The organism is Desulfoluna sp. (assembly GCF_030145185.1).
Taxonomy (GTDB): Bacteria; Desulfobacterota; Desulfobacteria; order Desulfobacterales; family Desulfolunaceae; genus Desulfoluna.
On the sequence record NZ_JAQYWB010000021.1, the window covers coordinates 48,564 to 73,756 of the forward strand.

Here is a 25,193-nt window from a genome sequence, read left to right on the forward strand (position 1 = left end):
TTTTTCTCTTTGATTCTCTGTTTATGAAATGTCGGGGCTTGCCCCTGCCCAACAAAAAAACCTTTTCCCGGTGTGGGAAAAGGCTTTTTTGTTTTTTTAAGGGGGTTGCTTAGGAGGCCGGTTCGTCGGCCAGGTTGAGGACCCGATAGATCTCTTTTTTTTGGGGTGCCAGGGCCGTTACCTTTTCAAAGTAGGTGGCGACGTCGGGCAGGTGGCCCAGGCGTGCGGTGACGGCGGCCAGCTCGGCGGAGCCTAAGAAGACGTTGGCCCCATCCCCGATGCGGTGGGGGAAGTTGCGGGTTGAGGTGGAGAGCAGGGTGGTTCCAGGGGCGACCCGCGCCTGGTTGCCCATGCACAGGGAACATCCGGGAACCTCGAGGCGGGCGCCGGTTCGACCGAGGCGGTTGTAGATCCCTTCGCGTCTCAGTTGGGCCTGGTCCATCATCGTGGGGGGGGTCATCCAGAGGCGCACCGGGACCTCGCCCTCGCCGTCGAGAAGGGCGGCGGCGGCTCTAAAGTGGCCGATGTGGGTCATGCAGGAGCCGATGAAGACTTCCTCCACCTGGGTCCCGGCGACTTCGGAGAGGGGTTTGACGTCGTCGGGGTCGTTGGGGCAGGCGAGGATGGGCTCGGTGAGGGTACCCAGGTCAATCTCGATCACCTCGGCGTACTCGGCATCGCCATCGGCGCAGAGAAGTTCAGGCGTGGCGAGCCAGGCTTCCATGGCGGCGATGCGCCGCTCAAGGGTGGCTTTTGTGGCGTAGTCCTTTGCCACCAGCTCTTTTAAGAGGGCGATGTTGGAGCGAAGGAAGGCGGAGACCTGGCTCTCGGAGAGGCGGATGGTGGCCGCGGCGGCCGAGCGCTCGGCCGAGGCGTCGGTGAGCTCGAAGGCCTCATCTACGGAGAGGTGGTCCAGCCCTTCCATCTCCAGGATGCGTCCGGAAAAGATATTTTTCTTGCCCTCTTTTTCCACGGTGAGGAGCCCTCGGTGGATGGCCGAAAGGGGAATGGCATTGACGATGTCCCGGAGGGTGATGCCGGGCTTGGGGGTCCCTGTGAAGCGGACCAGTACGGATTCAGGCATGTCCAGGGGCATGGACCCCATGGCGGCGGCAAAGGCCACCAGGCCGGAGCCCGCAGGGAAACTCAGGCCCATGGGAAAACGGGTGTGGGAGTCTCCGCCGGTGCCCACCGTGTCGGGCAGAATCATGCGGTTTAAAAAGGAGTGGATCACCCCGTCGCCGGGTTTTAAGGCGATGCCCCCCCGGCTCTCCATAAATCCGGGCAGGGAGTCATGCATGGCGATGTCCACCAGGCGGGGGTAGGCAGCGGTGTGGCAGAAGGACTGCATGACCAGATCCGCGTCAAAGCTCAGGCAGGCCAGCTCTGTCAGTTCATCCCGGGTCATGGGGCCGGTGGTGTCCTGGGAGCCCACGGTGGTCATCCTGGGCTCGCAGTAGGTGCCGGGTCGGACGCCCTCACAGCCGCAGGCGCGGCCCACGATCTTCTGGGCCAGGGTGTACCCTTTTCCGGTTTCTGCTGCGATCGGGGTGGGGCGGAAGAGGGCGTTGTCGGCCAGGCCCTTGGCCTCCCTGGCCTGACGGGTGAGCGTGCGCCCGATGATAAGGGGAATGCGGCCTCCGGCCTGGACCTCGTCAAAGAGCACCTCGGTTTTTAAGGCAAAGCGAGCCAAAAGGGTGCCGTCCTCTCCGACCAGGGTGCCCTCATAGGGATGGATGGTGATCACCTGGCCTGTGGAGAGCGCCGAGACATCGCATTCGATGGGCAGGGCGCCGGCGTCTTCCAGGGTGTTAAAGAAAATGGGGGCGATCTTGCCGCCGATCACCACCCCGCCTGCGCGTTTGTTGGGGACAAAGGGGATCTCTTCCCCGATGTGCCAGAGCAGGGAGTTGACGGCGGATTTTCGGGAGGAGCCGGTCCCCACCACGTCGCCGACAAAGGCCACGGGGTGGCCTTTGGTTTTCAGTGTTTCTATCGTGTTCAAGGCGTTTTTATCCCGGCTTTTCAGCATGGACAGGGCGTGCAAGGGGATGTCGGGCCGGCTCCACGCCTCAGATGCGGGGGAAAAATCGTCGGTGTTGCTCTCACCCTCTACCTTAAAGATGGTGACGGTGAGGCTTTCAGGCAGGGCGGCTCTCTCTGTGAACCAGAGGCCCTCGGCCCAGGCAGAGAGCACTGTCTCGGCGGTGGGCTGGGTCGGTGCGTCTGCCACCACCCGGTCAAACACGTCGGGAACGATGAGGAGCCTGGAGAGCGCCTCTGCGGCCTTCTCGCCCAGGGTCTTGTGGCTTAAAAGGGCAAAGAGGGCGCCCGTGTTGTAGCCGCCGCCCATGGTGCCGAGCAGGCGAACCGCCTCGTTCGGGGCGATGAGGGGGCTGGTTGTCTCCCCCTGGGCCAGGGCGGTGAGAAACCGGGCTTTGATTTGGGCTGCCGGGTCCACGCCGGGGGGAACCCGTTGGGAGAGAAGGGTGGTGAGTTCGGCTTCTTCCCCTTGGGGGGGTGCCTGCAAACGTTCACAAAGGGCCGTCACCTGCATCTCGGTGAGCGGTTTCGGGGGAATTCCCATCTCTTGCCTTTTGGCAGCGTCTTGCTTGTATGTGGTAAGCATCGTCACACTCCTGATTGTCTTGTTGCACATCGTTGTCGTCTTCAGGGCTTCCTTTGCCGCCAAAAGGGCGGGTCCGACGGTGTTTTTTGATTTGACCGCCGGCTTTTTCATGGTGTATAGGTTTCTTTCCTTTAAAAAACCATGTGGGCGCTGGGGGTTAGCCACCCGGGGTCTTCAGTCACGCAAATCAAAAATGACCAAGGAGCATCCACCCATGATCATGGACACGTTTCGGTCTCTGTTTACTGCCGACGTTCTCGCGGAGTTATTTCCGACCGATTTTTCCGACCAGTTTTTTGAAGCGCTCTACGGGGATGCCGATGATGGAGCCTATGATATCTCCCTGGCTCTTGCCGGGGGCGATGAGAAGACCCTTGAGTTTGAGCTGCGCCTCGCACAGAGGCCGGGCAAGTGCCTGGTTTGCAGCCTGACGTATGGCCTTCCCGAGGTTTTTTCCCGCCACCCCCTGATCAATATTGCAGGGCTGGTGGAGAAGATTAATGCCGTTCTGGGGGAGACCGCTCACTGCACGGGCTGGCAGATGGGCCGAACTCGGGAGCTCTCCCGGGCTCTGCATGTGGTGCCCCTTTCCCTCTCCCTTGCCTGAGAGCCCTCTTTTGTCCTCGTCATGCACTCCCTTCCGAAGGGACACCGCCGGGTGTCCCTCGATTACCCTCTCGGCTCCGGGGCTCCTCTCAGGATAACCCCCGGGCACTCTTTGGCCGCTTCGTCCGGCCGCTCTTTGAAGTAGTCCCAGAAAGGAAAAGAGCGGCATTGGGCCGGGCGGGCCTCGTAGACCGAACACCCCCCTTTTTGATCATCGTAGAGAAGGCAGGCATAATTGCCGGCCTCATATCGCTCTGCGATGGAGGTACGGTATCCTACTTTTTTCAGGTAGTTGTCGGCCAGGGTGGGCACATCCACGCCCAGGGTCTCAGCCAGGATCTCGATCTCCCCCCGGGTGATCCAGATGTTGCCGGATTCGCCGTTGCAGCAGCGCCCTTTGCAGGTATCGCAGGCAGAGGGGTCAAAGGAGAAGGGGTATCCAGGCTGGGTTAAAAGCGTCGGTTGAGTCATGGTGGCCTCGCAAAACGTCCCTCGAGTGAGCTCGACAGACAGGCTGTTGCAACGTATTCACCTGCAAGAGCCCCGGATGGTTTGAGGCGCTTCTGGCGGCGACTTGGGACGAACGGATCACCCTTCGTGTGGATCGTCTTTTTGTGTTGCGGTTGCGGTAAGAAAGGTCCCTTTCTACGTGAAAGGGGTGCCTGTCTCCTACCACAGATTTGGCGGAGATGGAAAGACCCTTCATCCGGTGACGTCTGCAAGGCGTGTTTGCGCTCCCTGGAAGTCGTAGGCCTCAATGAGGGCTTCGACTTCCTGCATGGCAACCAGCGCGCTTTCTTCACGTTCCTGCCTGAGAAGACGGATCAGATCTTCCACCGCCTCCACCGCCCCCACGGGATCCGCCGCTGCCAGCTCGGCTTTCAGGCGGTTCACCATGGCTTCATGCCCTGCGCCTTCCGAGTGGGCCGGGGGCTCCGTCTCTTTTTTCACCTCCCCCTCTTCCACCTGATGATCCGTTTCCGTCGAGGCCTCGGTGCGTCCCAGGGTTTCAATGGCGGCCAGGACGTGGGAGAGAGCCTTGTCCAGCGAGGGAAAGAGCTCCCGGGCACTGGCCAGGTCTTCTCGACGGGCCATCTCCTCCATGGCGGCTGCCTCCGCAGACAGGGGGTCGGCGGCGATATTGGCCGCCACCCCTTTAAGGGAGTGGGCCTCTAAGCGCACGGCGTTGAGATCGCAGTCCTCCAGCAGGGAGGACAGCTTCGAAGGAAAGGTCAGGTATTCCTCTTGAAACCGGGAGAGCACCCGGTCGTAAAGATCGACGGATCCCAGTCGCTCGATTCCGGCATCGAAATCGAGGACGCATCCTCCGACCAGGGTGGGTTCCGAGGCATGTGGAGCGGCCCCCCCCACGGTGTGGCGGGCGATGACCTCAAAGAGGCGCTCCCGATGGATGGGTTTGGAGACGTAGTCGTCCATGCCGGCGTGGAGGCAGCGTTCCCGGTCCCCCTGCATGGCGTGGGCGGTCATGGCGATGATGGGCAGATCGGTCATGGCCAGGTTGTCCCGGATCATGGCGGTGGCCTCCAGGCCATCCATGACCGGCATTTGAAGGTCCATCAGCACCAGGTCGTAGGTCTTTGTCTCCACCTGTTTGACCGCCTCCAGGCCATTGGCCGCCGTCTCTACGTTCAGGTCCCACCCCTTGAGCACCTCGCAGGCCACCATCTGGTTGATGGGGTTGTCCTCCACCAGCAGGATGGAAAGGCCCCTCAGGTCTTGGATGCTGACGGGGGGGGGTGATGGTTTTTTTTGGGTGCGGGGCGCACCGAAGAGTTCCATGATGGTGTCGAAAAGAGCCGACTGCTTGACGGGTTTGATGAGAAAATGGGCAAACCCGAGACGCCGGGCCCGGACCACCTCTTCTTCCCGGCCAAAGGGACCGGTGAGCATGATCCGGGGGCTGGAGGCCCCTCCGCTTCGGCAGAGGTCTGTTGCCGTGTCAATGCCGTTGATGCCGGGCAGCTGCAGGTCGATGACGGCCAGGCTTAAAGGGGGGTAGCTCCCCTTTCGAAAGTGTTTGAGGGCCTCTTCCCCGGTTTGGGCCTCCACCACGGTGAAGCCGAAGCCCGTTAAGTAGCGGGTAAGCACCGTGCGTGTGGTGGCGTTGTCTTCCACCAGAAGCACCGCGCCTGTGCGCATCTCATCGGGGACCAGGGCGCGTGGGGTCTCCTGATCCATAAACCGGATGCGGGCGGTGAAGCAAAAACGGCTGCCCCCTCCCAGTGCCCGTTCCACCCAGATGGCCCCTTTCATGCGCTCGACGATGTTTCGGCAGATGGCCAGCCCCAGCCCTGTGCCCCCGTATTTGCGGGTGGTGGATCCGTCGGCCTGGCTGAACACCTCAAAGAGGCGGTCGGAGCGCTTGGGGTCCACCCCCACCCCCGTATCCCGCACGGCCACAAAGAGCTCCACGTGGTGTTCTTCCCTTCGGACGCAGGTGGCGGTGATGGAGATTTCACCGGATTCGGTGAACTTGAAGGCGTTGGAGAGCAGGTTGGCAAGCACCTGGCGAACGCGTAAGGGGTCTCCGACCAGCTCGTCGGGAACCTCCGGGTCGATGTCCACCACCAGCTCGATGTCTTTTCGCACGCAGCTCTCGATGAAGAGGTCGGTGACATCGTCCACCACCTCGGCCAGGCGAAAGGGGATCTCTTCAAACCGGAGCTTGCCGGCATCCATTTTAGAGAAATCGAGGATGTCGTTGATGATTTGAAGCAGGGAGCGGGAGGAGGAGCGGATGATGCCCAGGTACTCGCGCTGCCGGGGGGAGAGGTCGGTGCGCATCACCAGGTCGCTCATGCCGATGATGGCGTTCATGGGGGTGCGGATTTCATGGCTCATGTTGGCGAGAAAGGTGCTTTTGGTGATGGCCGCCTCCTGGGCCTCTTCAACGGCCAGCTCGGATCGTCCGATGGCCTTCTCCAGCTGATCGGTGCGCTCGGCCACCAACTCCTCCAGGCGGTTGCGGTGGTCGGTGAGCTCTTCGTTTTGCTGGTTGATCTTCTCTTCCGCCTGCTTTTGCCGGGTGATGTTGGTGATGATGGAGAGGATCGCCCCTTTTCCCCCAATGACAATGGCGGTTTCGGAGAGGATGACATCCACGGCGCCCCCCTCTTTCTGGAGGATGCGGGCCTCGTATTGTCCGGGCTCTGCCCGTCCCTTTCGGCGGGCAGAAAGCCGCTCATCGGTCATGCCCCGTCCTTTGTCGGCGTCGGCAAAGACCTCGCCCACGGGCAGTCCGAGGAAGGTCTCTGGGTCATACCCGCACATGGTCACGATGGCGTCGTTGGCGTAAGAGATCTTTCCGTCTATCTCCACCATGATGCCGTCGTTGGCGTTGTCCACCAGGCAGCGATACTTCTCTTCCGACTCTTTCAAGGCCGTGAGCGCCTCGTTGCGCTCTTTTTCAAGGTTGTGCATTTTGTCCCGCACCCCCAGGGAGAGGAGGAGGATCAAGAGGCCGTAGCCCATCTCCACGCCCCACCTTGAGAGCGGGGTGATGGGAACCATGCCGTAGAGACTGCCCACGGAAAGCGCGCAGCCGGCGAGAAAAAAGAACCAGGCCACAATGTAAAATCGTGCGCTGAGGATTCCCTTGCGGTACATCACCACCCCTCCCCCCAGCATCACGGCAATGGTGGTGATGCCGAAGACGGCGACCCATTGGCTGAGGAGGTGGTAGTCCAGAAAAGGGGACCCCACGGCGAACCCCAAAGAGAGGGCCAGCCCGCCCTTGACCAGACGATCCAGGTCGGGGCAGAGGGATCGGGTCCCCAGAAATCCTCGGGAGAAGAGCAGGGCAAAAAAGGTCGAGGAGGCCAGCAGCAGGGGATTGACCATATTGGCCCAGGCCGGCGATTCCGGCCAGAGGTACTGGAAGGCGTGGCCGGAGTGGACCATGGAGTGCAGGGTCATGGAGAGAGTGAAGAGAAGCAGATAGAGATGGGTGCTTTCTCGCGTGGTTAAAAAAACAAAGAGGTTGTAGAACGCCAGGGCCAGCATGATGCCGTAAAAGATCCATTCCAGGGGCAAGCGGGCATGATCGGCTTCCTGAAAAGCCTCGGCGGACCAGACCTGAACGGGCAGGGTCATGGCGCCCCGGGTGGCGATGCGCAGGTACACGGTGGTTTCCCCGGGGGGCAAGGTGATGGGGAAGGCGATGGTGCGGTGCGCCAGGGGGCGCATGGCAAAGGGGTGGGTGTCTCCGCTGACCTCGTGGATGAACCCGGTGGGGCCGGGGTGGTAAAAAATCACCTCATCCAAGGGAGGGTAGTTGATGGAGAGCACCGCCCGAAAGGGCTGGCCCCCCTGGTTGGCCAGGGTCAGTCTGCCCCAGAGGGGGTAATCCATAAAGCCAAAGGAGTACCGGAGTGTGGCTAAAGACTTGAAGGGGGCCGCGGGTTGGGCCGCCTTTTCGACGGTGAGGTCCCCTTCCGCGTCGGCCATCCAGAGGAGGGTTTGGCCGGGGGGCAGGCTCCCGTCAAGGTGCGTCACGTCCAGGGCGGCTCCCCGGGCGTCCATGGCGAAGAGGAGGAGAAGTCCCAGGACCAGCAGAGCGCCTTTTTTTTCAGCTCCCCTGAAGGGGCGGATTGGTTCAGTATCCATGGCGGTCTCTCTCTCCGGGGGGGCCCAGAAGGGCCACCACACGGCTCGGTCCTGCAGAGCCGCCTTTGACCTTCAGGGGGAAACAGCAGACGGTAAAGCCCGTGGTTGGGAGTTGGTCAAGACCCGCCAGCCTCTCCAGATGGCAGTAGGGGGTGTCGGCTCCCTCGTAGTGGGATTCCCAGAACGTCCCATCGCCTTGTCTTGCTCGTTGGGCCATATGGGAGAGGGGACCGTCCCATCCCCAGGCGTCGATGCCCGTGATCTTGACGCCCCGTTTCAGGAGAGCACGCGTGGCTCCCCGGGTGACCCAGGGGCCGGTGGTGAAATAGGCCGGGTCCCCGATCCATTGGTCCATGCCAGTTCGGATGAGCACAATGGTTCCGGCGGTGATGGAATGCCCTTCGGTTTTTTCCCAGGCCGTGATGTCGGCTTCGTTGATGGCCTCTCCATCTTTTTTATGGCTCATGTCGATGCAGACCCCCGGGGAAAAACACCAGGAGAGGGGAACCTCATCGATGGTCAGGGCCCGTTTTCCCCCAGAGTCGGGGGCGTAGTGCCAGGGAGCGTCTAAGTGGGTGGTGCCGTGGGATGAGAGGGAGAGGGTCTCGTTGGCCCAGCCGAGGCGGTGGCGCAAAAAACGAGGGGTGAGGCCGGTGAGAAGGAAGACCGCCAGGGCACCGAAGCGGTGCCCCTGGCGTTTGACACGGGTGCGGGCCCACCAGGGAGCCCAGGCTTTGTCGGTGTCCAGGGGGGCGGATAGATCAAGGATCTCCATGGCATCTCCTGTGGGTGGGGTGCCCCCTTATACAAAAGGGGGGCCGCTGCGCATGAGGGCTATCGCTTGAAAAAACGTCCCAGAAGCCCTTTTTTCGGGGGCGGTGTGGTCTCTTGTCCGGCGTATTCCTGGGCCAGCTCTTTGGCGGCTTCGGCGTTGGCCGCTCCGGGAAATCCCCCGGAATGGGTGTGGATTCGCATGACCTGGCCGTCGGTCAGGGGCAACTCGTCGGTATAACCGGCCGAACGCAGGCGCCCGGCGAGGTAGGTCTTCATTTCGTCAAGGGTCATGGGGGGCAGGGGCACTTCCTGAATGCCGTCGTGTCCCGGAACCAGGTGGCGCAGGGTATCCAGAATCGCGGCCGTGTGGGGCAGGCCCGTGAGGATCACCTGTTTGAACTGGCGCGGTTCCCCCTCATCGGTGGTCAGTTTGATCAGGGCGGCCAGGGCTTCGGGTTCGAGGCAGTGGGCGTCGTCGACCATCACCACGGGCAATCCCTCCCGGACCATGGTGTAGGCCCGAAGAGGCTTACCGCCGGTGGGCAGGCTCAGGGTGCAGACGCTCCAGTTCTCCTCGTCCACGGCCAGGACCTGTTTGATCAAGAGGGTTTTCCCCCCCCTCGGATCGGAGCTGATGAGAACCACATTGTGGGTGGTCTCCACCAGGCGACGCACAAGTGCGACGGTTTCGGTGAGTTTTTTATAAGGAAAAAACGAGACGGCGTCGACGTAGTCGGCGAAGGGGTCTCGTGTGAGTTGTAACGCATCGATGTAAGACATAGGACTGCACGCTGCTTGGAAAGTCTCATGGCCGCCGGAATCGGACCGGGTGTATGACATTAAAAAAACGCGACGCTCCTCATTCCCTTTGAAATCCGGTACGATGGGGCTGTGGAGAGAGGGGACCGCCTGTTTTCGGATAACCTGTCAAAAATTGTAAACACTATTCATCTACGATGGTGTCGGGGTCATTTATTATGAACGCCTGACGTGGCTTCGAGGTGCTTGTCACGGTGACGTTTGACGAACGCATCGTTTTATCAATCCTTATTTTTGCCGGAAACCCACTTTTTTTTCAACTCTTCATTCCCTGATAAGGAAAAAAAGACGTGGCATTCCGCTTCTGTGCCTTCCCTGGGAAAGTTACCCATGCCAGGGAAGAAGCCATACGGGGGGCGAGAGTCTGTGTTTGTGTGCCGGCGGAAGCGATTTTCCCGCATCAGGATTGACGGGGGCGATACGGGTTTGATAACAATGGGTATTCAACAAGGGAGGTTAGGGCTTCGGGGAAGAGAAACAGACAGGCGAGGGCCTTTCCGGTAAGCATCCAAGTCATTTTATTGATCGCCAGACATATGAGAGTTCGCTATGTTGAGAATCTGCGTTATTGACGGCCAGGGAGGCGGCATCGGAAGCGCCATCATCAGACGAATCAAGGACCTTTTTGCCGCGCAGGTGGAGATTATCGCTTTGGGCACCAATGCCGTGGCGACGGCCCAGATGCTCAAGGCGGGCGCCAATCGGGGGGCTTCAGGAGAGAACGCCATCATTCGAAGCGTGGGGACCTGTGATGTGGTCACCGGCCCCCTGGGCATTGTGATGGCCCATGCGCTCATGGGGGAAGTGACCCCGGTGATGGCCGAGGCCATCTCCGGGTGCGCGGCAAAAAAAGTGCTTCTCCCCCTCTCCCAGGACAATGTGGAGGTGGTGGGCGTTCATAAGGCGCCCTTGCCTCATCTGGTGGACGAGCTGATTGAGTCGGGTCTGAAAACCCTGTTGAACTGATGACGTCTTTGAGCCTGCCTTCCGAATTGGAGCCCTAAGGTTTCAATAGGTGGGGGGGACTCTTCGTTTCACGTCTGACACTATGCGGCGTCCTGTATGATTCATGGCGCCATTATCACGAGATAAATGGAGGTAACCCATGTGTGAAGCCAGTGCCTATCTTATTACCGATGGTGAGCCGGAACTGATTATGGAAGCGGTGGATGTGGCCATCCCCACGGAAGAGGGCGAGCTCAAGCTGATCAACATTTTTGGAGAGCAGCGATTTATCAAAGGTGCCATCGAATCGCTCTCCCTGGTGGACCATAAGATTTTTATCCGAGAGGCCGCAGGGGCGGTTTAAGCGAAAAAGCGGTTTAAGCGAAAAAGCGGTTTAAGCGAAAAAGCGGTTTAAGCGAAAAAGCGGTTTAAGCGAAAAAGCGGCTTAAGCGAAAAAGCGGCTTAGGAGACGAATGGGTTTCAACGGCCCTTTTGGCTACCCCCCGTGAAAAAAGGCATCCACGCTCTCAATAAATTCGGAAAGAAGCCGCCGGCTTACCACGAAGATGTGGCCCGCGTTTTTTTCGATGGTTCGGTTGAGTCCTCCCCGTGTCTCGGTTCGCCGCTCTTCTGTGCCCCAGAGTTCGCTGGCCACGCAGGCCCCGGGGGGAGAGATGGGGTCTCTTTTGCCTCGGTAATCAAAAAGAGCCACCCCCATGCGGGAGAGGGCGGTCATGGACACGGGTTTTCCGTCAAGGGCCGGCACCGATGAGGGGAGGGCGTAGGTCCCTTTTTCAAGGCCACTGCCCATAAAGAGGTCGCCGATCCATGTGAGGTGGGAGCGGGTTCCGAACCGGGTGCCGTGGGTGAGCCAGTAGAAAAAAGGCGCCGCCTCGAGAATCTCTTCTGCTTTTCCTGCACGCTGGTAAAATCCACGCCGCACAAAGTAGCGGACCCCTGGCTGGATGTCGTTCATCCCCGCATCAATGATCTGGGGGGGGACTCCGACGCCCTGGTACATCTCTGCGATCAGGGCCGGATCGTAATCGTTGCGCACGACCTGGCGCATAGGACCCTGCCCGCTCAGGGCATCATCAAAACGGACAGGTGAAGCCATCAGGGCAATTTTGACGATGTCCATGGCCTCCCCGTTGGCCTCTTTCTCTTCGGCCCGTCGACCGAGCCAGGGGAGCAGGAGCGTCCCCCCCATGCAATAGCCCATCACACAGATTTTCCTTCCCGGGTTTTCCTTTTGAATCAGCGCGATGTTGTGGTCGTGGACCGTTTTTCCGTAAAAGTCGAGGTCCAGCTCATCGGCCTTCTCACCCGGTTCGCCGGGATCGTTGAGGTAGATGAGGTAGCCCCGCTCCGCCAGGGCTTCCACCACCGATTTCCCTTTGGCCAGATCAAAAATATCCGGTTTGTTGATGAGAGGGCTCGCCAGGTAAAGCACCTTGTCGGGGTGGGCCTGTCGCCCGGCAAGGGTGTAGCGTCTGAGGCTGCACGGGCCCAGCCGGGAGCCCGGGACCACCCCATACGGGGTGACGCCCATGATCCCTCCGGTGACCCGTTCTGAGAAGTCTTTGATATAAAAGGCGTTTTGCGAAAAAAGATTCTCGAGCCGTTTTCGGGCGGCGGACAGGTAGGTCTCAAAATCGAGGGTGTCTGATTCGGCGTAGGGCAGGGGGCCGGCGATGCGTTCTTCGGTGACGGCCATGACCAGGGTGGTGAGGAGCTCTCTCAGCGCCTTGAGGGGCGAGAGGCCATAGGAGCCGTAGGCGAGCTCGATGTAGCGGAAGTTTTCCACGCGTTGGGTGAAGGGGCGTCTCAGCGTGCTGGTGACCATCACCTCCTGGGCTTTTTGTTGGGAAAAATGGCCTGTTTTATCGATGAATTCGCCGGTTAAATCGTGAAGCATGGAGGCGTAGAGCCGTTCCAGCAATTCATCCGAGTAGACAAAGGTGTCCGGGTTGTCGCCCTGCATGGCGGCGACCTGGGCGTGGGTGCGGATGGGGCGGGTGAAGGCGGTCTCCAGGGCGTTGTGGGCCCACCCGGCCCAGGGGGTGCCTGGCAGTGAGGTCAGGGTCCCTAAAATGTTTTTGTACTGGAACACGGAGCGGACATGTCCCCCCACGAGACGACTCATCATGGGGAGGTGGGTGTCGTATCCCTCCAGATTATCGACGGGGGAATAGACCAGAGAGCGAAGTATTTTGTCGGAACGGTTCATGGGGCCTCCTCGTCTGTTCGGGCGAACCCGAAGCGTGAAAGGTCTCTTTTGCATCGCCGGCAGGGGGCGCATTCTTGGGGGGATGATCTCTGTGGGGATCTGCAGGAAGAGACACCGCGTCAGCGGGCCCTGGGTGGGGACAGCCAGGCTGTGTGCGGGGTGTCGATCCGATGCTATAGTAGCCTAAACTATCGGATTTGCGTAGAAAAAAGTAATGATTTCGGTTGAGAAAACCTTTCTTGCCAGGTGAGGCAGGGCCTCCACGCCCCCGGCGGGGCGCGTTCCGAGGCCGGAGCTGGTGTCTTTCAGCTTCGAGCCCCGGAAAGGGTGTGGAATACCGTTTATTCCGGGGCGTGTCCCTGGAAAAGAGTATGAAATTCGAGGGTCTTGCCCGCAAAGAGGAGGGCTTGGGTCCGTTGGGCAAAAGCCAGGGCCTGTTGGGCCATGCGGGTGTGCTGGGCATCGGCGGGAACGGCCGTGAGTTGGGCCAGGGGGCCGCTTCGGAGATAGCTTTTTACCTCACCGGTTCCTAACAGGTTGATCTCCACCACGTGATCCTTTTCCACCCAGCCCAGGGTGCCCTGGTGGTAATAGTCCGCTGCCCTGGGAGGCTCCAGGAGCAGGGACCGACCGGTGAAGGTGGGAATGTGTCCCCCCAGCAGTTGGGCCACCGTCGGGGCGACATCGCGCTGGGAGATGAGGCCTTCAAGTGACAGAGGCTGGACCGAGTTGTCCGAGGCAAAGAGGGTAAAGGGAATCAGGTAGTGCTCCAAAGGGGACCCGCTGACCCGGGCGGTGTGGTCCGCCAGCAGGACAAAGAGGGTGGGCCCGAAGGCGGGGTCGGCCTCGTAGGCGTTGATGAACCCTTCCAGGGCCTGGTCTGCGAAGCGCAGGACGCTCATGCGGCGTGCCAGGGGGGTCTCCATGCCGAAGGCGGGCTGGACAGACGGGGGCAGGGCGTCGTCGTGGGTGGTGCAGGTGTTGATGCCCGCTATGAACGGCTGCTGGGTGGCTTTCAGGGTGCTTAGGATAAAGCGGTACAGATCCTGGTCATACACCCCCCACCGGTTGGTGCCCCAGGCCCGCTCGGAGACCTCTTCCTTGCCGTAGCTCTCCTGAAATCCGAGTCTCTGGGCAAAGGCCCCGGTGCCGCTGGTGTCTTTGCGCGTCCCCTGAAAAAAGAGGGAGCGCCACCCACTTTCCGTCAGGCACTGGGCCAGACTTCGGTAGGGTAAGGGGGTGAGCTGGCTTTTGGCCACGGTCTGTCCCAAGGGGTTCGGGTAGGAGCAGAAGGTGGTGAAGATCCCTTCGGTGGTTCGGTGGCCCCCGGCCACCATGGCATCGGCATGAATCCCCCGGGTCATCAGGTGGTCAAAAAAGGGGGTCACCTCATGGTCGGCTCCATAGCTTTTCATCAAGGGCGCCGACCAACTCTCCAGGAGGATCACCACCACGTTCATGGGACGGAAGGTCAGGGCCTCGGCGCGGGGGGGCTCGGGGTAGAGCGGGGCGAGGAGACGGCGTTGCTCGGCCGGCGTTGTTTTATTGGCAAAGGGCACCGGGGAGATCTTGTTGCGGTTCCGAACGAGGTAATAGAGACCGCTGTAGCTTCCGTTTAAGGCCAGGTCGGCCTGTTGGGGGTCTCCGATTTTATAAGCGAACAGCGGGGACATGGGCAGGCCGCTGACGCCTCCGCGGACGGAGATGACGAGGATGGCCACCATGGCCAGGGCGGCCAGGGCCCCTTTTTTTATGCCCAGGGGGGCGGCCGGAGGGTGCAGGACCCAGGCTCGGCTTTTTTGGAGGGCGAAGAGGGCCAGCCCCAGAAAAAGGAGCCCTCCGATGGCAATGCCAGGGAACTGGGCGAAGGCGGTGGCGCAAAGGCTGGTGAAATCGGTGACGGCATCGGAGAGCTCATAGCCGATGTGGCGTCCGGCGTCGTGGAAGTACATGATATCTGCGGTCTGCAGGCCCACCAGGGCCGTTGCGGAGAGAGCTAAGGGGGCAAGGCTCCATCGCCGCTGCTTGAATCCGTAGAAGATGACGAGGCCCAACAGGAGGCTGAGGAGGGCCAAAATGGCCGCGATGGCCAGGTCGAACCGAAGGCCCCACATCAGCGCGTATCCCACCTCCCAGGGAGAGAGCGCGGCGAAGCCCTGCCGGTGACAGAGATAGAAAAAAGCCCTGAAAAAGGTTCCCACCCCCGTCAAGCCTACCAGAGAAACAAGAAACAGCCGGATCCAAATCATGATGTGTGACAACCTGCAAATTAAAATGTGTATGGATAAAAACCCGCTCCTTATCCGGGGCGGTTCCGGAACGGTTCAACCGATCCAGACGAGAAATGCCCTGCGGCGCTCCTTCGGGAGGGCACCCATGGCACGACTCGCGAAGCCTACCTTATGTCCTGTGAAATTGTAAATAATATCATCGTCTGTGGTAGCACCAGAGGCCTTTTTCGAGGGTGCGGGAGAGCTCGCCTTCCTCAAGGAGGTGCAGAAGGGTGGCTTCGATCCAGCCCTGGGCGATGCTGCGTTTCAACGGGGCCATATGGGGGTAGTAGTGCTGGACCAGGGCGCGACCGCTGAGGCCTTGGGGACCGGCGGCCGCTACTTTTTCTTTGATCTGTGCCAGCCGTTTTTTCCGGTGGGCGATGAGCTGGGTGGTTCGCTTGATCGGGTCGGTGATGGGCCGCCCGTGGGCCGGGAGGATGAGGGTGAGGCCGGGAAGATCCCGGATGGTCTCGAGGGTGGTCTGGTAGGCGGTGATGTTCGAGCGGGGCGGGCCCAGCCAGGTGGTGATGTTTGCCAGCACGTTGTCGCCCCCGAGAAGGATGCCGGACGAAGCGTTCCAGAGCATGATGTGGGCGTCGCAGTGACCGGGGCCGGCCAGGACTTCCCAGGTGCCTGCCTCACTTTCGACGTGATCCCCCACGCAGAGAAGGGAAAAGGGGCCGGTGACGGCCTGAAGGCCCATGGACAGGGAAAAAGCCTCGTCGATGAGGCGGTCTTTCAGGTTGCGCATCGCTTCCCGGCCGCGGCTTCTCGGGGGGTGAAGGGCGCTTTTTCTCTCCTGGTACGCTGCCCGGTAGCATGCCCGGGTGCGGACCAGGGGGACCATGGCCTCGGTGAGGAGGACCTCCATGCGGCGTCTCTTCGCCAGGGCGGAGGTCCCGGAGAAGTGGTCCCAGTGGGCGTGGCTGGGAAGAATCCGGCGCACCCTTGTGCCCCTCTCTTTTTCAAGGGCATCCAGGGCGCGGGCGGCATAGGTCACCGCCCCTCTGGCCCCGGAGCCTGCATCAAACAGGAGCCCCGCCGTTCCCGGGAGGGCGTAGAGGTTCATGGTAAAGGGAATCCACCCTTTGCGTACCTCCTGGCAGATCCGGAAGATACCGGGTGTCATCTCTTCATACAAACCCATGATTACTCTCCAATGATTTTGATCAGCACCCGCTTGGGGCGTCTTCCATCGAATTCTCCGTAAAAAATCTGCTCCCAGGTTCCGAAATCGAGTCGTCCGCCGGTGATGGCCACCGTCACCTCCCGGCCCATAATCTGTCGCTTCATGTGGGCGTCGGCGTTGTTCTCTCCCACGTTATGACGGTACCCAGTCGTCGGATCATGGGGGGCCAGTTTTTCCAGCCACACCTCGTAATCGTGGTGGAGGCCCTTTTCGTCGTCGTTGATAAACACCGAGGCCGTAATATGCATGGCGTTGATCAGCGCCATCCCTTCCTGGATTCCGCTCTCGGCCAGGGAGGCCTCCACATCCGGGGTGATATTGATAAAAGCCTGCCGCGCGGGTACCTCAAACCAGAGTTCTTTGCGATAACTTTCCATGTTTGCTCTCTTTTCAATTTGGGTTAATCACATGTCGATCCAAGAGGAAGACAAAGCCTTTGCTGTTTATAATGAACTTAGGGTGCGGGCCCTTGTTTACAATCTCAGCACCGCAGCGGCGTTGCCGCCGAGGATTTTTTGTTTCAGCGCCTCGTCGGTGACATGGGCGTTGATCTCTTTGATGTAGCGGGCGGGTTTCAGCAGGGGGAAGTCGCTTCCGAAGAGGATGCGGTCTTCTCCGGCCAGTTCGGCCGCTTTTTCATAGATGGCGGGGTCAAAGAGGTAGGGGGAGGCGGCGGTGTCGAACCAGAGGTTTTTAAGGACCTCTTTGGCCTGCTTTTTAAGCAGATTGAAGAAAAAAATCCCTCCGCCCCAGTGGCAGAGGACGATGCGGTTGTCCGGGTAGCGGGCGGCCAGGTTGTAGATCTGGCCCAGGGTGATGGGGGTCTTGCCCGGATAATAGTGGCCCACGGGCTCGTTGGTGTGGATGATCACCGGCAGGTCGGCGTCCTGGCAGAGCCGCATCACTGGGGCCATGACATCGAGGGCTTCCTCGTCGATGCCGGATTTGTAGAAGGCCAGCTCCCCTACGCCCTGAAGGCCTGCCTTCAAACAGCGGGTCGTCTCTGCGGCGGCCCCCGGCGATCCCAGGTCAAAACAGGCCATGCCGATGAGCCGGTCGGGGTAGGTTCGGACGGCTTCAATCACCGCGTCATTGTTTGCTCGATACCTCGTCTCATCCCGCCAGGGAAAGCCGAACACCACGGATTTGTCCACCCCCCCCTCGTCCATGACGGCAATCAGCGCATCGGCGCCAATCATCATGGATTTCGGCGATTCATACAGCAAGGCAAACTCCGGCTCCTCGGCCAGGTGGGGGGCGCGGTTATGGATCACCTCGTCATGAAAAATATGGGTGTGGAAATCAATGATCATGGCAGGACTCCTTTCTTGAGGTGCGTGAGCGTAAAAAGAAGCATAATTTTCATTATTCTGTAGCATTGTTGTGAGGAAATGAAAACGGGAAAGAGCTTAAATTATTGACCCTGGTGGTAAGTAGAATGATTCGCCCGACCGCTCCTTGATTTTTACTTGATACCTTTTCTCTGGGGTAAACTCCGCGTGCCCGTTTTGTGGTGCCTGTTTTTCAGTTTTTCCGGCCATCCGTTTACTCCGGGGAGAAGGGGGGACGAATAACCGTATCCCCCTTGACTTTTTAGGGCACTTAATAGAAAATCAACAGGTATTCATCTGAAATTCATCCTCTTTTCCTTTCTGAGCTGCCCTGCCCGCCCGTCCCTTCAACCGTCCTAAAAAAGGAGATACGACCCATGAAACGAGGGTTCTATGCACTTTGGATTCTGGTGTGTCTTGCGGGGTGCAGCGTTGAGCCGCCCGTGGATATTAAGACGGTCACCGCGTCGCCCAAGAAGTTTGTGGGCTCTGATACCTGTAAGATGTGTCACCTGGAGCATTACGATTCCTGGAAGATGACCCTTCACAGCCGGATGACTCAGGATGCAGTGACCAATCGGGACGCCGTCATCGTTGCAATTGATGAGCCCACGATCAGAAAAGATCTCGCAAAGCTTGAAGGCAAGCTTAAGGTCCCGTCGGATCAGGTGTATGTGCCGAAGCTGGAGGAGATCCTTTTGACCATCGGCAGCCAGTGGAAGCAGCGGTACATCGTGGAGAAGGGCGGAACCCTTTATATCGCACCCATTCAGTACAACGCAGACACCCATCGCTGGGTCAATTATCATGAGGCCGATTGGGACAAGCGGCCCTGGATCGATAAGTGCGGGGGCTGCCATGCCACGGGGATTGACTTTGACGCCAAGACATTCTCGGAGCTGGGGGTGAGCTGCGAGGCGTGTCACGGCAAGGGCTCCTGGCATGCGGCCTTGCCGAAGACAGCGGTGTTTGAAAAACGGGAGACCATCGTCAATCCGGCCAAACTCACCATGGGGGTCTCGGTGCAGATCTGTGGCTCCTGCCACAACCGGGGTAGCGCCACGAAAGCCAAAGCCGGGTGGCCTGTGGGCTATGCCCCGGGCAGAGCGTTGGGGACCTACTACACCTCCACCTCCTATGAGGCCGGAGACATCAAGCATGTCTACGCCAATGAATTTTCCAAAGGCCACCATCAGCAGTTTATCGACTGGGAGCAATCCAAGCACGCAAAGGAGGGGGTCACCTGCACCTCCTGCCATTATGTCCATCAGGTGGGTATGCCGCCCACCCGTTCTCAGACCCTGTCGGCGGGGTCCAAGCAGTGCCTGGCCTGCCATGAGGTGGTGAACTCCAACAAGGCGCACAGCATCCACTCCTTTGCCAACTGCGTGGGGTGCCATATGCCTCGCATCGCCAAGAGTGCCGAGTCCGGGGATATTCACAGCCACGTCTTTTTGCCCCTGCTGCCTGAAGACACCCTTAAAAACCCGAAGCTTCCCAACTCCTGCCAGACTTGTCATGAGCACAAAGATCAGGACCTGAAAGAGCTGGATCGAAAATACAAACAGCTGACGGTCTTGCCGAAGCCCACGGGGCTTCCAGTCCGGTAGGCCTTTAACCCTTCTTAAGGAGATATGGCCATGAAAGGATGCAGGCCCAGGATGGGGAGGGTGGTCGGGTGGGCTCTTCTGTTCTTGTTGGAGGCCTCGGGGGTCGGGGCGGGAGATGAGGTGGCCAACGCCACCCGCCGGTACCGTGCGTACGAATTGAGCAGCGGTTTTTACGAGTCCCATGAGGTGCGCCCCATGGGGCGGGGGACCTACGTGGTGACACCGGAGGCCGGACGGCTGGGGGCACCGTCTGCCGGGCTTTACCATCGCGGTCGCCTGGCAGATTCGCATCGCGGGATTCTCTTTTATGCCAACCGGCGATGCGAAGCCTGTCATCCGGACAACGCCGCCTCCCGTCATGTGGTGCGGGGGAACCTTGCCTGCCGCCAGTGCCATGGGGGTGAACCCATCGCCGGGATCGCCCATTACTACTCTCCCATGAACCCCATCAGGCGTCATGCCTATGTCTGCGCCCGATGTCACGAAGGTGCCGGCGCCTCCTTTGCCACCTATCGCGTCCATGAACCTCCAGTCGCCTCGGTGAAAGCAAAACAGGGGTTTCCCTCTCTCTACTACACCTATCAGTTCATGCTCTGGCTGCTTATCGCGGTCCTGGGCTTTTTTTCACTGCACGCCCTGGGGATGGCCTGCCGTGAACTTGTCAGCAAGGGGAGGGCTCGATCATGATCCGCACCCAAAAACGCTTTACCCTTTTGGATCGTTTTTTTCACCTCAGCCTGATGATCACCTTTCTTATCCAGGGGGCCACCGGCCTGGGACAGCTCTATATCACCACCCCCTGGGGCCTCGCCCTGGTGCGTGGTCTGGGCGGGTATGAGCGGGTCCTGGCCACGCACTACGGGGTGGGCGTCGCCATGACCCTTCTTTTCCTGGCCCATGTGGCTCATGCCCTGGTTCGCATGGGGGGCAGGGGGTGGTTGGGGGCCGATTCCCTGGTCTTCTCCCTGCGGGATGTGCGTCATTTCGGGCAGAATATGAGGTGGGTGGCAGGCAAAGGCCCGCCCGCGCGGCTCGGTCGCTGGAGTTACTGGGAAAAATTCGATTACTGGGCCGTCTTCTGGGGCATGCCCATTCTGGCCGTTACCGGCCTGATGCTCTATCACTCCGTGGCGGCCAGCCGGTACTTTCCCGGCTGGAGCCTGAACATTGCCAGCTTTCTCCACCGCGCCGAAGCCCTCTTGGCCATGGGGTATATCTTCCTCGTCCACTTCTTCATGGGCCACCTTCGACCCTCTGCCTTTCCCCTGAACCCCGTCATCTTCACCGGTGACATGTCCACCGAGGCCGTCCAGGAAGAAAAACCCGCCTGGGCCGACGATCTCAAAGCCCAGGGGCTCTGGGAAAACGGAGCACTCACCCCTCCCGCCCCCCTTGTGAAACTGGCCTACACCCTTGTCGGCTACGCGGCCGTGGCCACCGGCCTTTATCTTCTGATCAACACCCTGATTCTTATGGGAAGGATGGGGCTGCACTGACAGGGGGGATGGGGCAGGAGGGTTGGAAAAACGAGCCTCCGGCGGCAAGGTGAGCCACCTTGAAAGCGGGTTTGCGAATGCGCACGGGGTGACGTGACTTTGGGCTGAAAAGCGAGCCGTCGTGAATCTGGGGTGCAGGGGATCGTCCCCTGCCCGCCGGAGCATGCTTTTTATCTTTAGGTCCGTTTTTTCGCGTCTTTCAGGTATTTGGAGACGTCCCGCCATTGTTCTTTTTCGATGCGGTCGGCGGTTTTGGACTCCCGGGTGGAGACGAAGGTGAGCTCGAGGCGCATTTTGAGGTAGTTGATCAGGCGATCGGCGGGGAGATCTCCCCTTTCCACGGCGGCCATGACGTTGCAGCCGGGTTCATGCTGGTGGGTGCAGTCGTTGAAGCGGCAAGCGTCAGCCAGTTCGGTGATGTCGGGGAAGGTGTCATCCACGCCGCCCTCTTCGTCTGAGAGGGAGATCTCTCGGATGCCGGGGTTGTCGATGATCATGCCGCCGGAGTTCAAAAAGATCATGTCCCGGGTGGTGGTGGTGTGCATGCCCTTGCCGTCGAAGTCACTCACTTCGCCCACGATGCGGATCTCTTCGCCCACGATGGCGTTCACCAGGCTGGATTTGCCGGCCCCGGAGGAGCCCATAAGGCAAACGGTCTTCCCTTCGCTGATGTAGGGAGCAAGGGCGTCCACGCCCTCTCCGTCGAGGGAGGAGATGAGGTGCACGGGCACCCCCACGGCGATGGCTTCCACTTCCGTCCGAAAGGGGGCGAGATCCTCATGGAGATCGGCCTTGTTTAAGATCACCACCGGGGTCATGTTGCTGTTGTAGATGAGGGTAAGGTAGCGCTCGATGCGCCTTAAATTGTAGTCCCGGTCGAGGCCGCAGACGATAAAGACGGTGTCGATGTTGGAGGCGATGACCTGCTTGGCTTTGGGGGCGGCGTCTAATTTGCCGCGTCGTCCGGCGGCTCCCCTCACCAGCTGGTTTTTTCGGGCAAAGACCCGGGTGACCACGCCCTCTTTTTCAATGACGAAATCACCGGGCACGGGAAAGAGGGTGTTGCTGCCGTGCCCTCGGACAATGCGGCCCCGGGCTTTCACCACCACCTCTTCTTCGCCGTCGTGGATGCGGACGTGGTTCTTCTGCAGGCCGGTGACCCGCGCAAGGCGTCCGTTGACCTTTTTCAGGACCTTTTTCTGCGTTTCAAAAAAATCATCCCATCCCATGGTGGAAAGATGCATCAATTGTGATCTCCTCATGCTGCGACGGCTCAGAGCCCTCGCATCGGGCAGCGCCCGGTTTGGGTGCGGTGGGTCTTTCAAAGCCCCTTCGCACCTTTGCCCTGAGGGTGGATACGGCGACGTATACCCCACAGGCTTGATTTCCGTGTGGCTGTCTCTTTCCACATATCCCATTATACACCATTGCGGTCTTTTCCGCGCCGACTTCTCGTCTCGGTGGTTCCATTGCCTTGTCTTGAGTGCCCTGAGTGATATAACCATGGGATTCAGGTGTCAACGTTTTCCCAACCCATGAGCAAGGAAATGAAATCACCATGGATTTTGATGTGACCATTGTGGGCGCCGGGGTGGTGGGGCTGGCCCTGGCCAAGCGCCTTTCGGATTCCGGTCGGCGCCTGCTGGTCCTCGACAAAGAGCCGGGGTACGGCCGGGGGATCAGCAGTCGCAACAGCGAGGTGATCCATGCGGGGATCTACTATCCGGAGGGGTCTCTCAAGGCCCGGCTCTGTGTGTCCGGCAACGCTCTTCTCTATCGGTTTTGCGAGAGGTACCGGGTGCCGCACCGGCGCTGCGGCAAGTTGATCGTGGCTACCTGTGAGGCCGAGATGGCAGAGCTGGAACGGCTTGATGCCAGCGCCCGAGCTTGCGGGGTGCATGATCTGAAGTGGCTTACCGGGGCGCAGGTGCGTGAAAGAGAGCCCTCTGTTCGGGCCGTGGCGGCCCTGTTTTCCCCCTCTACGGGGATCGTCAGTGCCCATGGCCTGATGCAGAAGCTCTACGGCCAGGCCAGAAAGGCGGGGGTTCTCTTCTCCTTTGAGACCGAAGCCGTGGGCGTGCAGGCGGAGCCCTGCGGCAGCCGCCTCACCGTCCGGTACCGGGATGGTCGGGAGGAGGCCGTGACCACCCGCCTCCTGATCAACGCCGCCGGTCTTTTCTCAGACCGGATGGCCCGACTCATGGGGTGGGAGACCGGGGACGCTGCTCTGTACTGGTGGAAAGGGGAGTACGCCGCCCTGGACCTGTCGGGGGGCCAGCTGAACACCTTGGTTTACCCGGTTCCTGAGCCATCCAACGCCGGGCTGGGCACCCACCTCACCCCGAGTCTGGATGGCACCGTGCGCCTGGGCCCCAACGCCCTTTATCTTCCGGGAAAGAGGGAGGACTACCGGGTCGACCCCGATCACCTCCCCGCGTTTCATCAGGCCGCCAGCCGCTATCTTGACGGACTCACCCCGTCCATGCTGCGTCCCGATATGGCCGGCATTCGCCCCAAACGCCAGAAACCCGGGGATCCCGTCAAAGATTTTCTGATCCACAGCGATTCCCAAAGAGGCCATGTTCATCTCATCGGCATCGAATCCCCAGGCCTCACAGCGGCCCTCGCCATCTCCGAGGAGGTGGGGGCTCTGGTTGAAGGGTCATACTTTTTAATCCCAAGGAGCACCTGATGAAACTGACCGTTCTGGTAGACAACAGCACTTATATTGACCGTTATTTTTTGGCTGAGCCGGCTTTTTCGGCATTGATTGAGGTCGATGGGCAAAAAATTTTATTTGACTGCGGGTACAGCGATATTTTTTTGAGGAACGCGGAAAAGATGGGGATTGACCTTCTGCATCTCGACCATCTGGTCTTTTCCCATGGGCACGTGGATCACACCGGGGGGCTGGAGCCTCTGATGCGGACTTTTTTTGAAGCGGCGATCGAAGGGCGGTCCCACCGGCGGCCCAAGGTCACGGCGCACCCGGATGTGTTTACAACCCGGACGATTCCGGGGATTGGGGAGATCGGGTCCAGCGTGTCGGCGGAGAAGCTTGGGGAGCATTTTTCCGTAAACCTTTCCGCGGGGCCGGTTCAGCTGACGGAACGCCTCTGGTTTCTGGGGGAGATTCCCCGGGAAAATGATTTTGAAGCCAAAAGCCCTCTGGGGATGCTGAAGGGCGAGCCGGACTGGATTCTGGATGACACGGCCCTGGTTTGGAAGGGGGAGGCGGGGCTCGTGGTGATCACCGGCTGCTCCCATGCGGGGATCTGCAACATCGTGGCCCAGGCCAAGCGGGTCTGCGGGGAGGAACGGATTCTCGATATCGTGGGGGGGCTTCACTTGCTTGCCCCCACCCCCCGGCAGCTGGCCGGGACCCTATCGTCTATCCAGTCTCTTCACCTTCCCGCCCTTCACGCCTGCCACTGCACGGATTTTTCTTCTCGAAAAGCCCTGGCCGAGGTGGCCCCTCAGCAGGAGGTCGGCGTGGGCCTTGTGCTGGATTATGATTAACCCAGGATCACGCAGTTTCGGCCCTTTTTCTTGGCGGCGTTTAAAAGGGTGTTGCAGCGGGTGAGGCAGGTCTCTTCGGTCTCGGGCGGGGTGTAGCTGGTGGCACCGGCGCTTAAGGTGACCTGGGGTGGGGTGTGGTCCCGGGTTTTTTCTTCTACGATGTGCCGGACGGCCTCGACCACTTCCACGGCCCCCATGAGGGGTGTGTCGGGGAGGAGCAGGAAAAATTGGTCGCCGGACCAGCGCCAGATGAGGTCGTGGGTTCTCAGGCGGGCCGTGAAGAGCTCGGCCAGGCTGGCCAGCAGGGCGTCCCCGGCGGCTTGCCCCCGGGTGTCGTTGTATTTTTGGAAGTGGTCCAGGCCGCAGAGGATGAGGGAGAGAGGGTGGTCGGCCCGTGTGTGGCGGGCGATCTCCTGATGGAACCGTTCCGGAAAGGTGTTGGGGTTGGGCAGGCCGGTCACGGCATCGGTGATGGCTTCCCGGGTCCACTGTTCGGTGAGGTCAGATCGCAGTGCGGTTTCCCGAACCAGGGCGTCCCGGGTCTCCATGAGGGTAAGATGGGTCTCCATGGCATGCCGGAATTCTGTGAGCAGGGCCTGGTGGACGAAGGGGTTGGGGGCTGTATCCAGGGCGCAGAGGGCACCAAAAACGCGGCCGTCGGCATGAAGCAGGGGCTCGCCGAGGCAGGCTTTGAGCCTGGGGTGGCCGGTCTCTTCGGGTTTTTTTGAGGCATCTTTGACGATAAGACGGGCGCGGGTGGCCATCACCTTTTCACTGAAGGCTTCGGCAAGGCTGAGGGCTGCCGTCTCGTTTGATGGCCAGGGGCATGCCTTGTCCCGGTCGATCACCACCGCTTCTGTTTCGGGGCCGTCAGCGCGTACGATCAGCACCACAGGGGCCTCCAGCAGGGTGCGAAGCAGGGAGACCATGCGTTGCCATGGGATGTGAATGTCATGGGGCAGGCCGTCACGCTCGGGCGGCAGGGTCTCCGGGGTCTCGTTCTCAGCAGCGGGGGAGCTTAGCACGTGTTGTTATCCTGTATCAAAGGGTCCTGGAGTAGGTTCGGCAAGCCGGGCAGGCTCTTGGGTCCGGTATGCCGGGTGGCTCTTCTCTTATCGGCAGGACGCTCTGTTTTTTCAAGGAAAG

At 60.2% G+C, this 25,193-nt stretch carries 20 protein-coding genes; 8 read left to right on the forward strand and 12 right to left on the reverse strand.

What is annotated here, in order from left to right:
* Window positions 1-109 precede the first annotated feature (109 nt).
* Window positions 110-2,629, reverse strand: coding sequence for a bifunctional aconitate hydratase 2/2-methylisocitrate dehydratase (acnB, locus tag Q1Q75_RS08810; protein ID WP_300669429.1), 2,520 nt, complete (start codon window positions 2,627-2,629; stop codon window positions 110-112).
* A 214-nt stretch (window positions 2,630-2,843) separates the two neighbouring features.
* Between acnB and Q1Q75_RS08815 the strand changes: the two genes are divergently transcribed.
* Window positions 2,844-3,236 carry a pancreas/duodenum homeobox protein 1 gene (locus tag Q1Q75_RS08815; RefSeq protein WP_300669432.1) on the forward strand — a complete coding sequence of 131 codons (393 nt, stop codon included), beginning with the start codon at window positions 2,844-2,846 and terminating at the stop codon, window positions 3,234-3,236.
* A gap of 62 nt (window positions 3,237-3,298) precedes the next feature.
* Here Q1Q75_RS08815 and Q1Q75_RS08820 read toward each other — a convergent pair whose 3' ends face one another.
* From Q1Q75_RS08820 to Q1Q75_RS08835, 4 genes are all read right to left on the reverse strand, one after another.
* Window positions 3,299-3,706, reverse strand: a complete 408-nt coding sequence (locus tag Q1Q75_RS08820; protein ID WP_300669435.1) for a YkgJ family cysteine cluster protein — start codon at window positions 3,704-3,706, stop codon at window positions 3,299-3,301.
* Window positions 3,707-3,937: 231 nt separating this feature from the next.
* A complete protein-coding gene (locus Q1Q75_RS08825) occupies window positions 3,938-7,861 on the reverse strand; it encodes a response regulator (protein WP_300669438.1) in 3,924 nt (1,307 codons plus the stop codon).
* Window positions 7,851-8,636: a cyclase family protein gene (locus Q1Q75_RS08830; protein ID WP_300669441.1), complete on the reverse strand. Its 786-nt coding sequence runs from the start codon at window positions 8,634-8,636 to the stop codon at window positions 7,851-7,853. Before Q1Q75_RS08830 ends, Q1Q75_RS08825 begins: the two co-directional genes overlap by 11 nt.
* A gap of 59 nt (window positions 8,637-8,695) precedes the next feature.
* Window positions 8,696-9,415, reverse strand: a complete 720-nt coding sequence (locus Q1Q75_RS08835; protein WP_300669444.1) for a hypothetical protein — start codon at window positions 9,413-9,415, stop codon at window positions 8,696-8,698.
* A gap of 588 nt (window positions 9,416-10,003) precedes the next feature.
* Between Q1Q75_RS08835 and Q1Q75_RS08840 the strand changes: the two genes are divergently transcribed.
* Window positions 10,004-10,420, forward strand: a complete 417-nt coding sequence (locus Q1Q75_RS08840) for a DUF3842 family protein (RefSeq protein WP_300669446.1) — start codon at window positions 10,004-10,006, stop codon at window positions 10,418-10,420.
* 139 nt (window positions 10,421-10,559) lie between these two features.
* Complete coding sequence (locus Q1Q75_RS08845) at window positions 10,560-10,763, forward strand: CooT family nickel-binding protein (protein WP_300669449.1); 204 nt, start codon at window positions 10,560-10,562, stop codon at window positions 10,761-10,763.
* A 132-nt stretch (window positions 10,764-10,895) separates the two neighbouring features.
* On the opposite strand, the gene Q1Q75_RS08850 is transcribed toward Q1Q75_RS08845, so the two are convergent.
* The 5 genes from Q1Q75_RS08850 to Q1Q75_RS08870 all read right to left on the reverse strand — a co-directional run bounded on the left by Q1Q75_RS08850 (window position 10,896) and on the right by Q1Q75_RS08870 (window position 17,404).
* Window positions 10,896-12,629: a hypothetical protein gene (locus Q1Q75_RS08850; protein WP_300669452.1), complete on the reverse strand. Its 1,734-nt coding sequence runs from the start codon at window positions 12,627-12,629 to the stop codon at window positions 10,896-10,898.
* A gap of 341 nt (window positions 12,630-12,970) precedes the next feature.
* Window positions 12,971-14,878, reverse strand: coding sequence for an LTA synthase family protein (locus Q1Q75_RS08855; RefSeq protein WP_300669454.1), 1,908 nt, complete (start codon window positions 14,876-14,878; stop codon window positions 12,971-12,973).
* Between the two features lie 178 nt (window positions 14,879-15,056).
* Entirely contained in the window at window positions 15,057-16,049 is a 993-nt protein-coding gene (locus tag Q1Q75_RS08860; RefSeq protein ID WP_300669457.1) for an MBL fold metallo-hydrolase, read from the reverse strand.
* A gap of 2 nt (window positions 16,050-16,051) precedes the next feature.
* Window positions 16,052-16,468 (reverse strand): secondary thiamine-phosphate synthase enzyme YjbQ, encoded by a 417-nt coding sequence (locus tag Q1Q75_RS08865; RefSeq protein WP_300669459.1) that lies wholly within the window; start codon window positions 16,466-16,468, stop codon window positions 16,052-16,054.
* Between the two features lie 96 nt (window positions 16,469-16,564).
* Complete coding sequence (locus tag Q1Q75_RS08870; protein ID WP_300669462.1) at window positions 16,565-17,404, reverse strand: amidohydrolase family protein; 840 nt, start codon at window positions 17,402-17,404, stop codon at window positions 16,565-16,567.
* Between the two features lie 395 nt (window positions 17,405-17,799).
* On the opposite strand from Q1Q75_RS08870, the gene Q1Q75_RS08875 reads away from it, so the two are divergent.
* The 3 genes from Q1Q75_RS08875 to Q1Q75_RS08885 are packed head-to-tail and all read left to right on the forward strand — an operon-like array spanning window position 17,800 to window position 20,528.
* Window positions 17,800-19,032 (forward strand): multiheme c-type cytochrome, encoded by a 1,233-nt coding sequence (locus tag Q1Q75_RS08875; RefSeq protein WP_300669464.1) that lies wholly within the window; start codon window positions 17,800-17,802, stop codon window positions 19,030-19,032.
* 30 nt (window positions 19,033-19,062) lie between these two features.
* The gene (locus Q1Q75_RS08880; protein ID WP_300669466.1) at window positions 19,063-19,719 is read left to right on the forward strand and encodes a hypothetical protein; all 657 of its coding nucleotides are present in this window, start codon (window positions 19,063-19,065) and stop codon (window positions 19,717-19,719) included.
* The gene (locus Q1Q75_RS08885) at window positions 19,716-20,528 is read left to right on the forward strand and encodes a cytochrome b/b6 domain-containing protein (protein ID WP_300669469.1); all 813 of its coding nucleotides are present in this window, start codon (window positions 19,716-19,718) and stop codon (window positions 20,526-20,528) included. The genes Q1Q75_RS08880 and Q1Q75_RS08885 overlap by 4 nt, the downstream gene beginning before the upstream one ends.
* A gap of 176 nt (window positions 20,529-20,704) precedes the next feature.
* On the opposite strand, the gene rsgA is transcribed toward Q1Q75_RS08885, so the two are convergent.
* Window positions 20,705-21,772 (reverse strand): ribosome small subunit-dependent GTPase A, encoded by a 1,068-nt coding sequence (gene rsgA, locus Q1Q75_RS08890; protein ID WP_300669504.1) that lies wholly within the window; start codon window positions 21,770-21,772, stop codon window positions 20,705-20,707.
* A gap of 314 nt (window positions 21,773-22,086) precedes the next feature.
* On the opposite strand from rsgA, the gene Q1Q75_RS08895 reads away from it, so the two are divergent.
* Complete coding sequence (locus Q1Q75_RS08895; protein WP_300669507.1) at window positions 22,087-23,220, forward strand: NAD(P)/FAD-dependent oxidoreductase; 1,134 nt, start codon at window positions 22,087-22,089, stop codon at window positions 23,218-23,220.
* On the forward strand, window positions 23,220-24,047 hold the full coding sequence (locus Q1Q75_RS08900) for an MBL fold metallo-hydrolase (protein WP_300669510.1): 828 nt from the start codon (window positions 23,220-23,222) through the stop codon (window positions 24,045-24,047). The genes Q1Q75_RS08895 and Q1Q75_RS08900 overlap by 1 nt, the downstream gene beginning before the upstream one ends.
* Here Q1Q75_RS08900 and Q1Q75_RS08905 read toward each other — a convergent pair.
* Window positions 24,044-25,072 carry a sensor domain-containing diguanylate cyclase gene (locus tag Q1Q75_RS08905; protein WP_300669512.1) on the reverse strand — a complete coding sequence of 343 codons (1,029 nt, stop codon included), beginning with the start codon at window positions 25,070-25,072 and terminating at the stop codon, window positions 24,044-24,046. The genes Q1Q75_RS08900 and Q1Q75_RS08905 overlap by 4 nt on opposite strands.
* Between the last annotated feature and the right edge of the window lie 121 nt (window positions 25,073-25,193).

Excerpts from the sequence above, each read along its gene's own strand:
- Q1Q75_RS08860 (WP_300669457.1), bottom strand. The coding sequence starts at position 16,049 with ATGGGTTTGTATGAAGAGATGACACCCGGTATCTTCCGGATCTGCCAG.
- Q1Q75_RS08840 (WP_300669446.1), top strand. The coding sequence starts at position 10,004 with ATGTTGAGAATCTGCGTTATTGACGGCCAGGGAGGCGGCATCGGAAGC.
- Q1Q75_RS08900 (WP_300669510.1), top strand. The coding sequence starts at position 23,220 with ATGAAACTGACCGTTCTGGTAGACAACAGCACTTATATTGACCGTTAT.
- Q1Q75_RS08875 (WP_300669464.1), top strand. The coding sequence starts at position 17,800 with ATGAAACGAGGGTTCTATGCACTTTGGATTCTGGTGTGTCTTGCGGGG.
- Q1Q75_RS08895 (WP_300669507.1), top strand. The coding sequence starts at position 22,087 with ATGGATTTTGATGTGACCATTGTGGGCGCCGGGGTGGTGGGGCTGGCC.
- Q1Q75_RS08830 (WP_300669441.1), bottom strand. The coding sequence starts at position 8,636 with ATGGAGATCCTTGATCTATCCGCCCCCCTGGACACCGACAAAGCCTGG.
- Q1Q75_RS08825 (WP_300669438.1), bottom strand. The coding sequence starts at position 7,861 with ATGGATACTGAACCAATCCGCCCCTTCAGGGGAGCTGAAAAAAAAGGC.
- Q1Q75_RS08820 (WP_300669435.1), bottom strand. The coding sequence starts at position 3,706 with ATGACTCAACCGACGCTTTTAACCCAGCCTGGATACCCCTTCTCCTTT.
- rsgA (WP_300669504.1), bottom strand. The coding sequence starts at position 21,772 with ATGCATCTTTCCACCATGGGATGGGATGATTTTTTTGAAACGCAGAAA.
- Q1Q75_RS08870 (WP_300669462.1), bottom strand. The coding sequence starts at position 17,404 with ATGATCATTGATTTCCACACCCATATTTTTCATGACGAGGTGATCCAT.
- Q1Q75_RS08850 (WP_300669452.1), bottom strand. The coding sequence starts at position 12,629 with ATGAACCGTTCCGACAAAATACTTCGCTCTCTGGTCTATTCCCCCGTC.
- Q1Q75_RS08880 (WP_300669466.1), top strand. The coding sequence starts at position 19,063 with ATGAAAGGATGCAGGCCCAGGATGGGGAGGGTGGTCGGGTGGGCTCTT.
- Q1Q75_RS08865 (WP_300669459.1), bottom strand. The coding sequence starts at position 16,468 with ATGGAAAGTTATCGCAAAGAACTCTGGTTTGAGGTACCCGCGCGGCAG.
- acnB (WP_300669429.1), bottom strand. The coding sequence starts at position 2,629 with ATGCTTACCACATACAAGCAAGACGCTGCCAAAAGGCAAGAGATGGGA.
- Q1Q75_RS08835 (WP_300669444.1), bottom strand. The coding sequence starts at position 9,415 with ATGTCTTACATCGATGCGTTACAACTCACACGAGACCCCTTCGCCGAC.
- Q1Q75_RS08885 (WP_300669469.1), top strand. The coding sequence starts at position 19,716 with ATGATCCGCACCCAAAAACGCTTTACCCTTTTGGATCGTTTTTTTCAC.
- Q1Q75_RS08845 (WP_300669449.1), top strand. The coding sequence starts at position 10,560 with ATGTGTGAAGCCAGTGCCTATCTTATTACCGATGGTGAGCCGGAACTG.
- Q1Q75_RS08815 (WP_300669432.1), top strand. The coding sequence starts at position 2,844 with ATGATCATGGACACGTTTCGGTCTCTGTTTACTGCCGACGTTCTCGCG.
- Q1Q75_RS08855 (WP_300669454.1), bottom strand. The coding sequence starts at position 14,878 with ATGATTTGGATCCGGCTGTTTCTTGTTTCTCTGGTAGGCTTGACGGGG.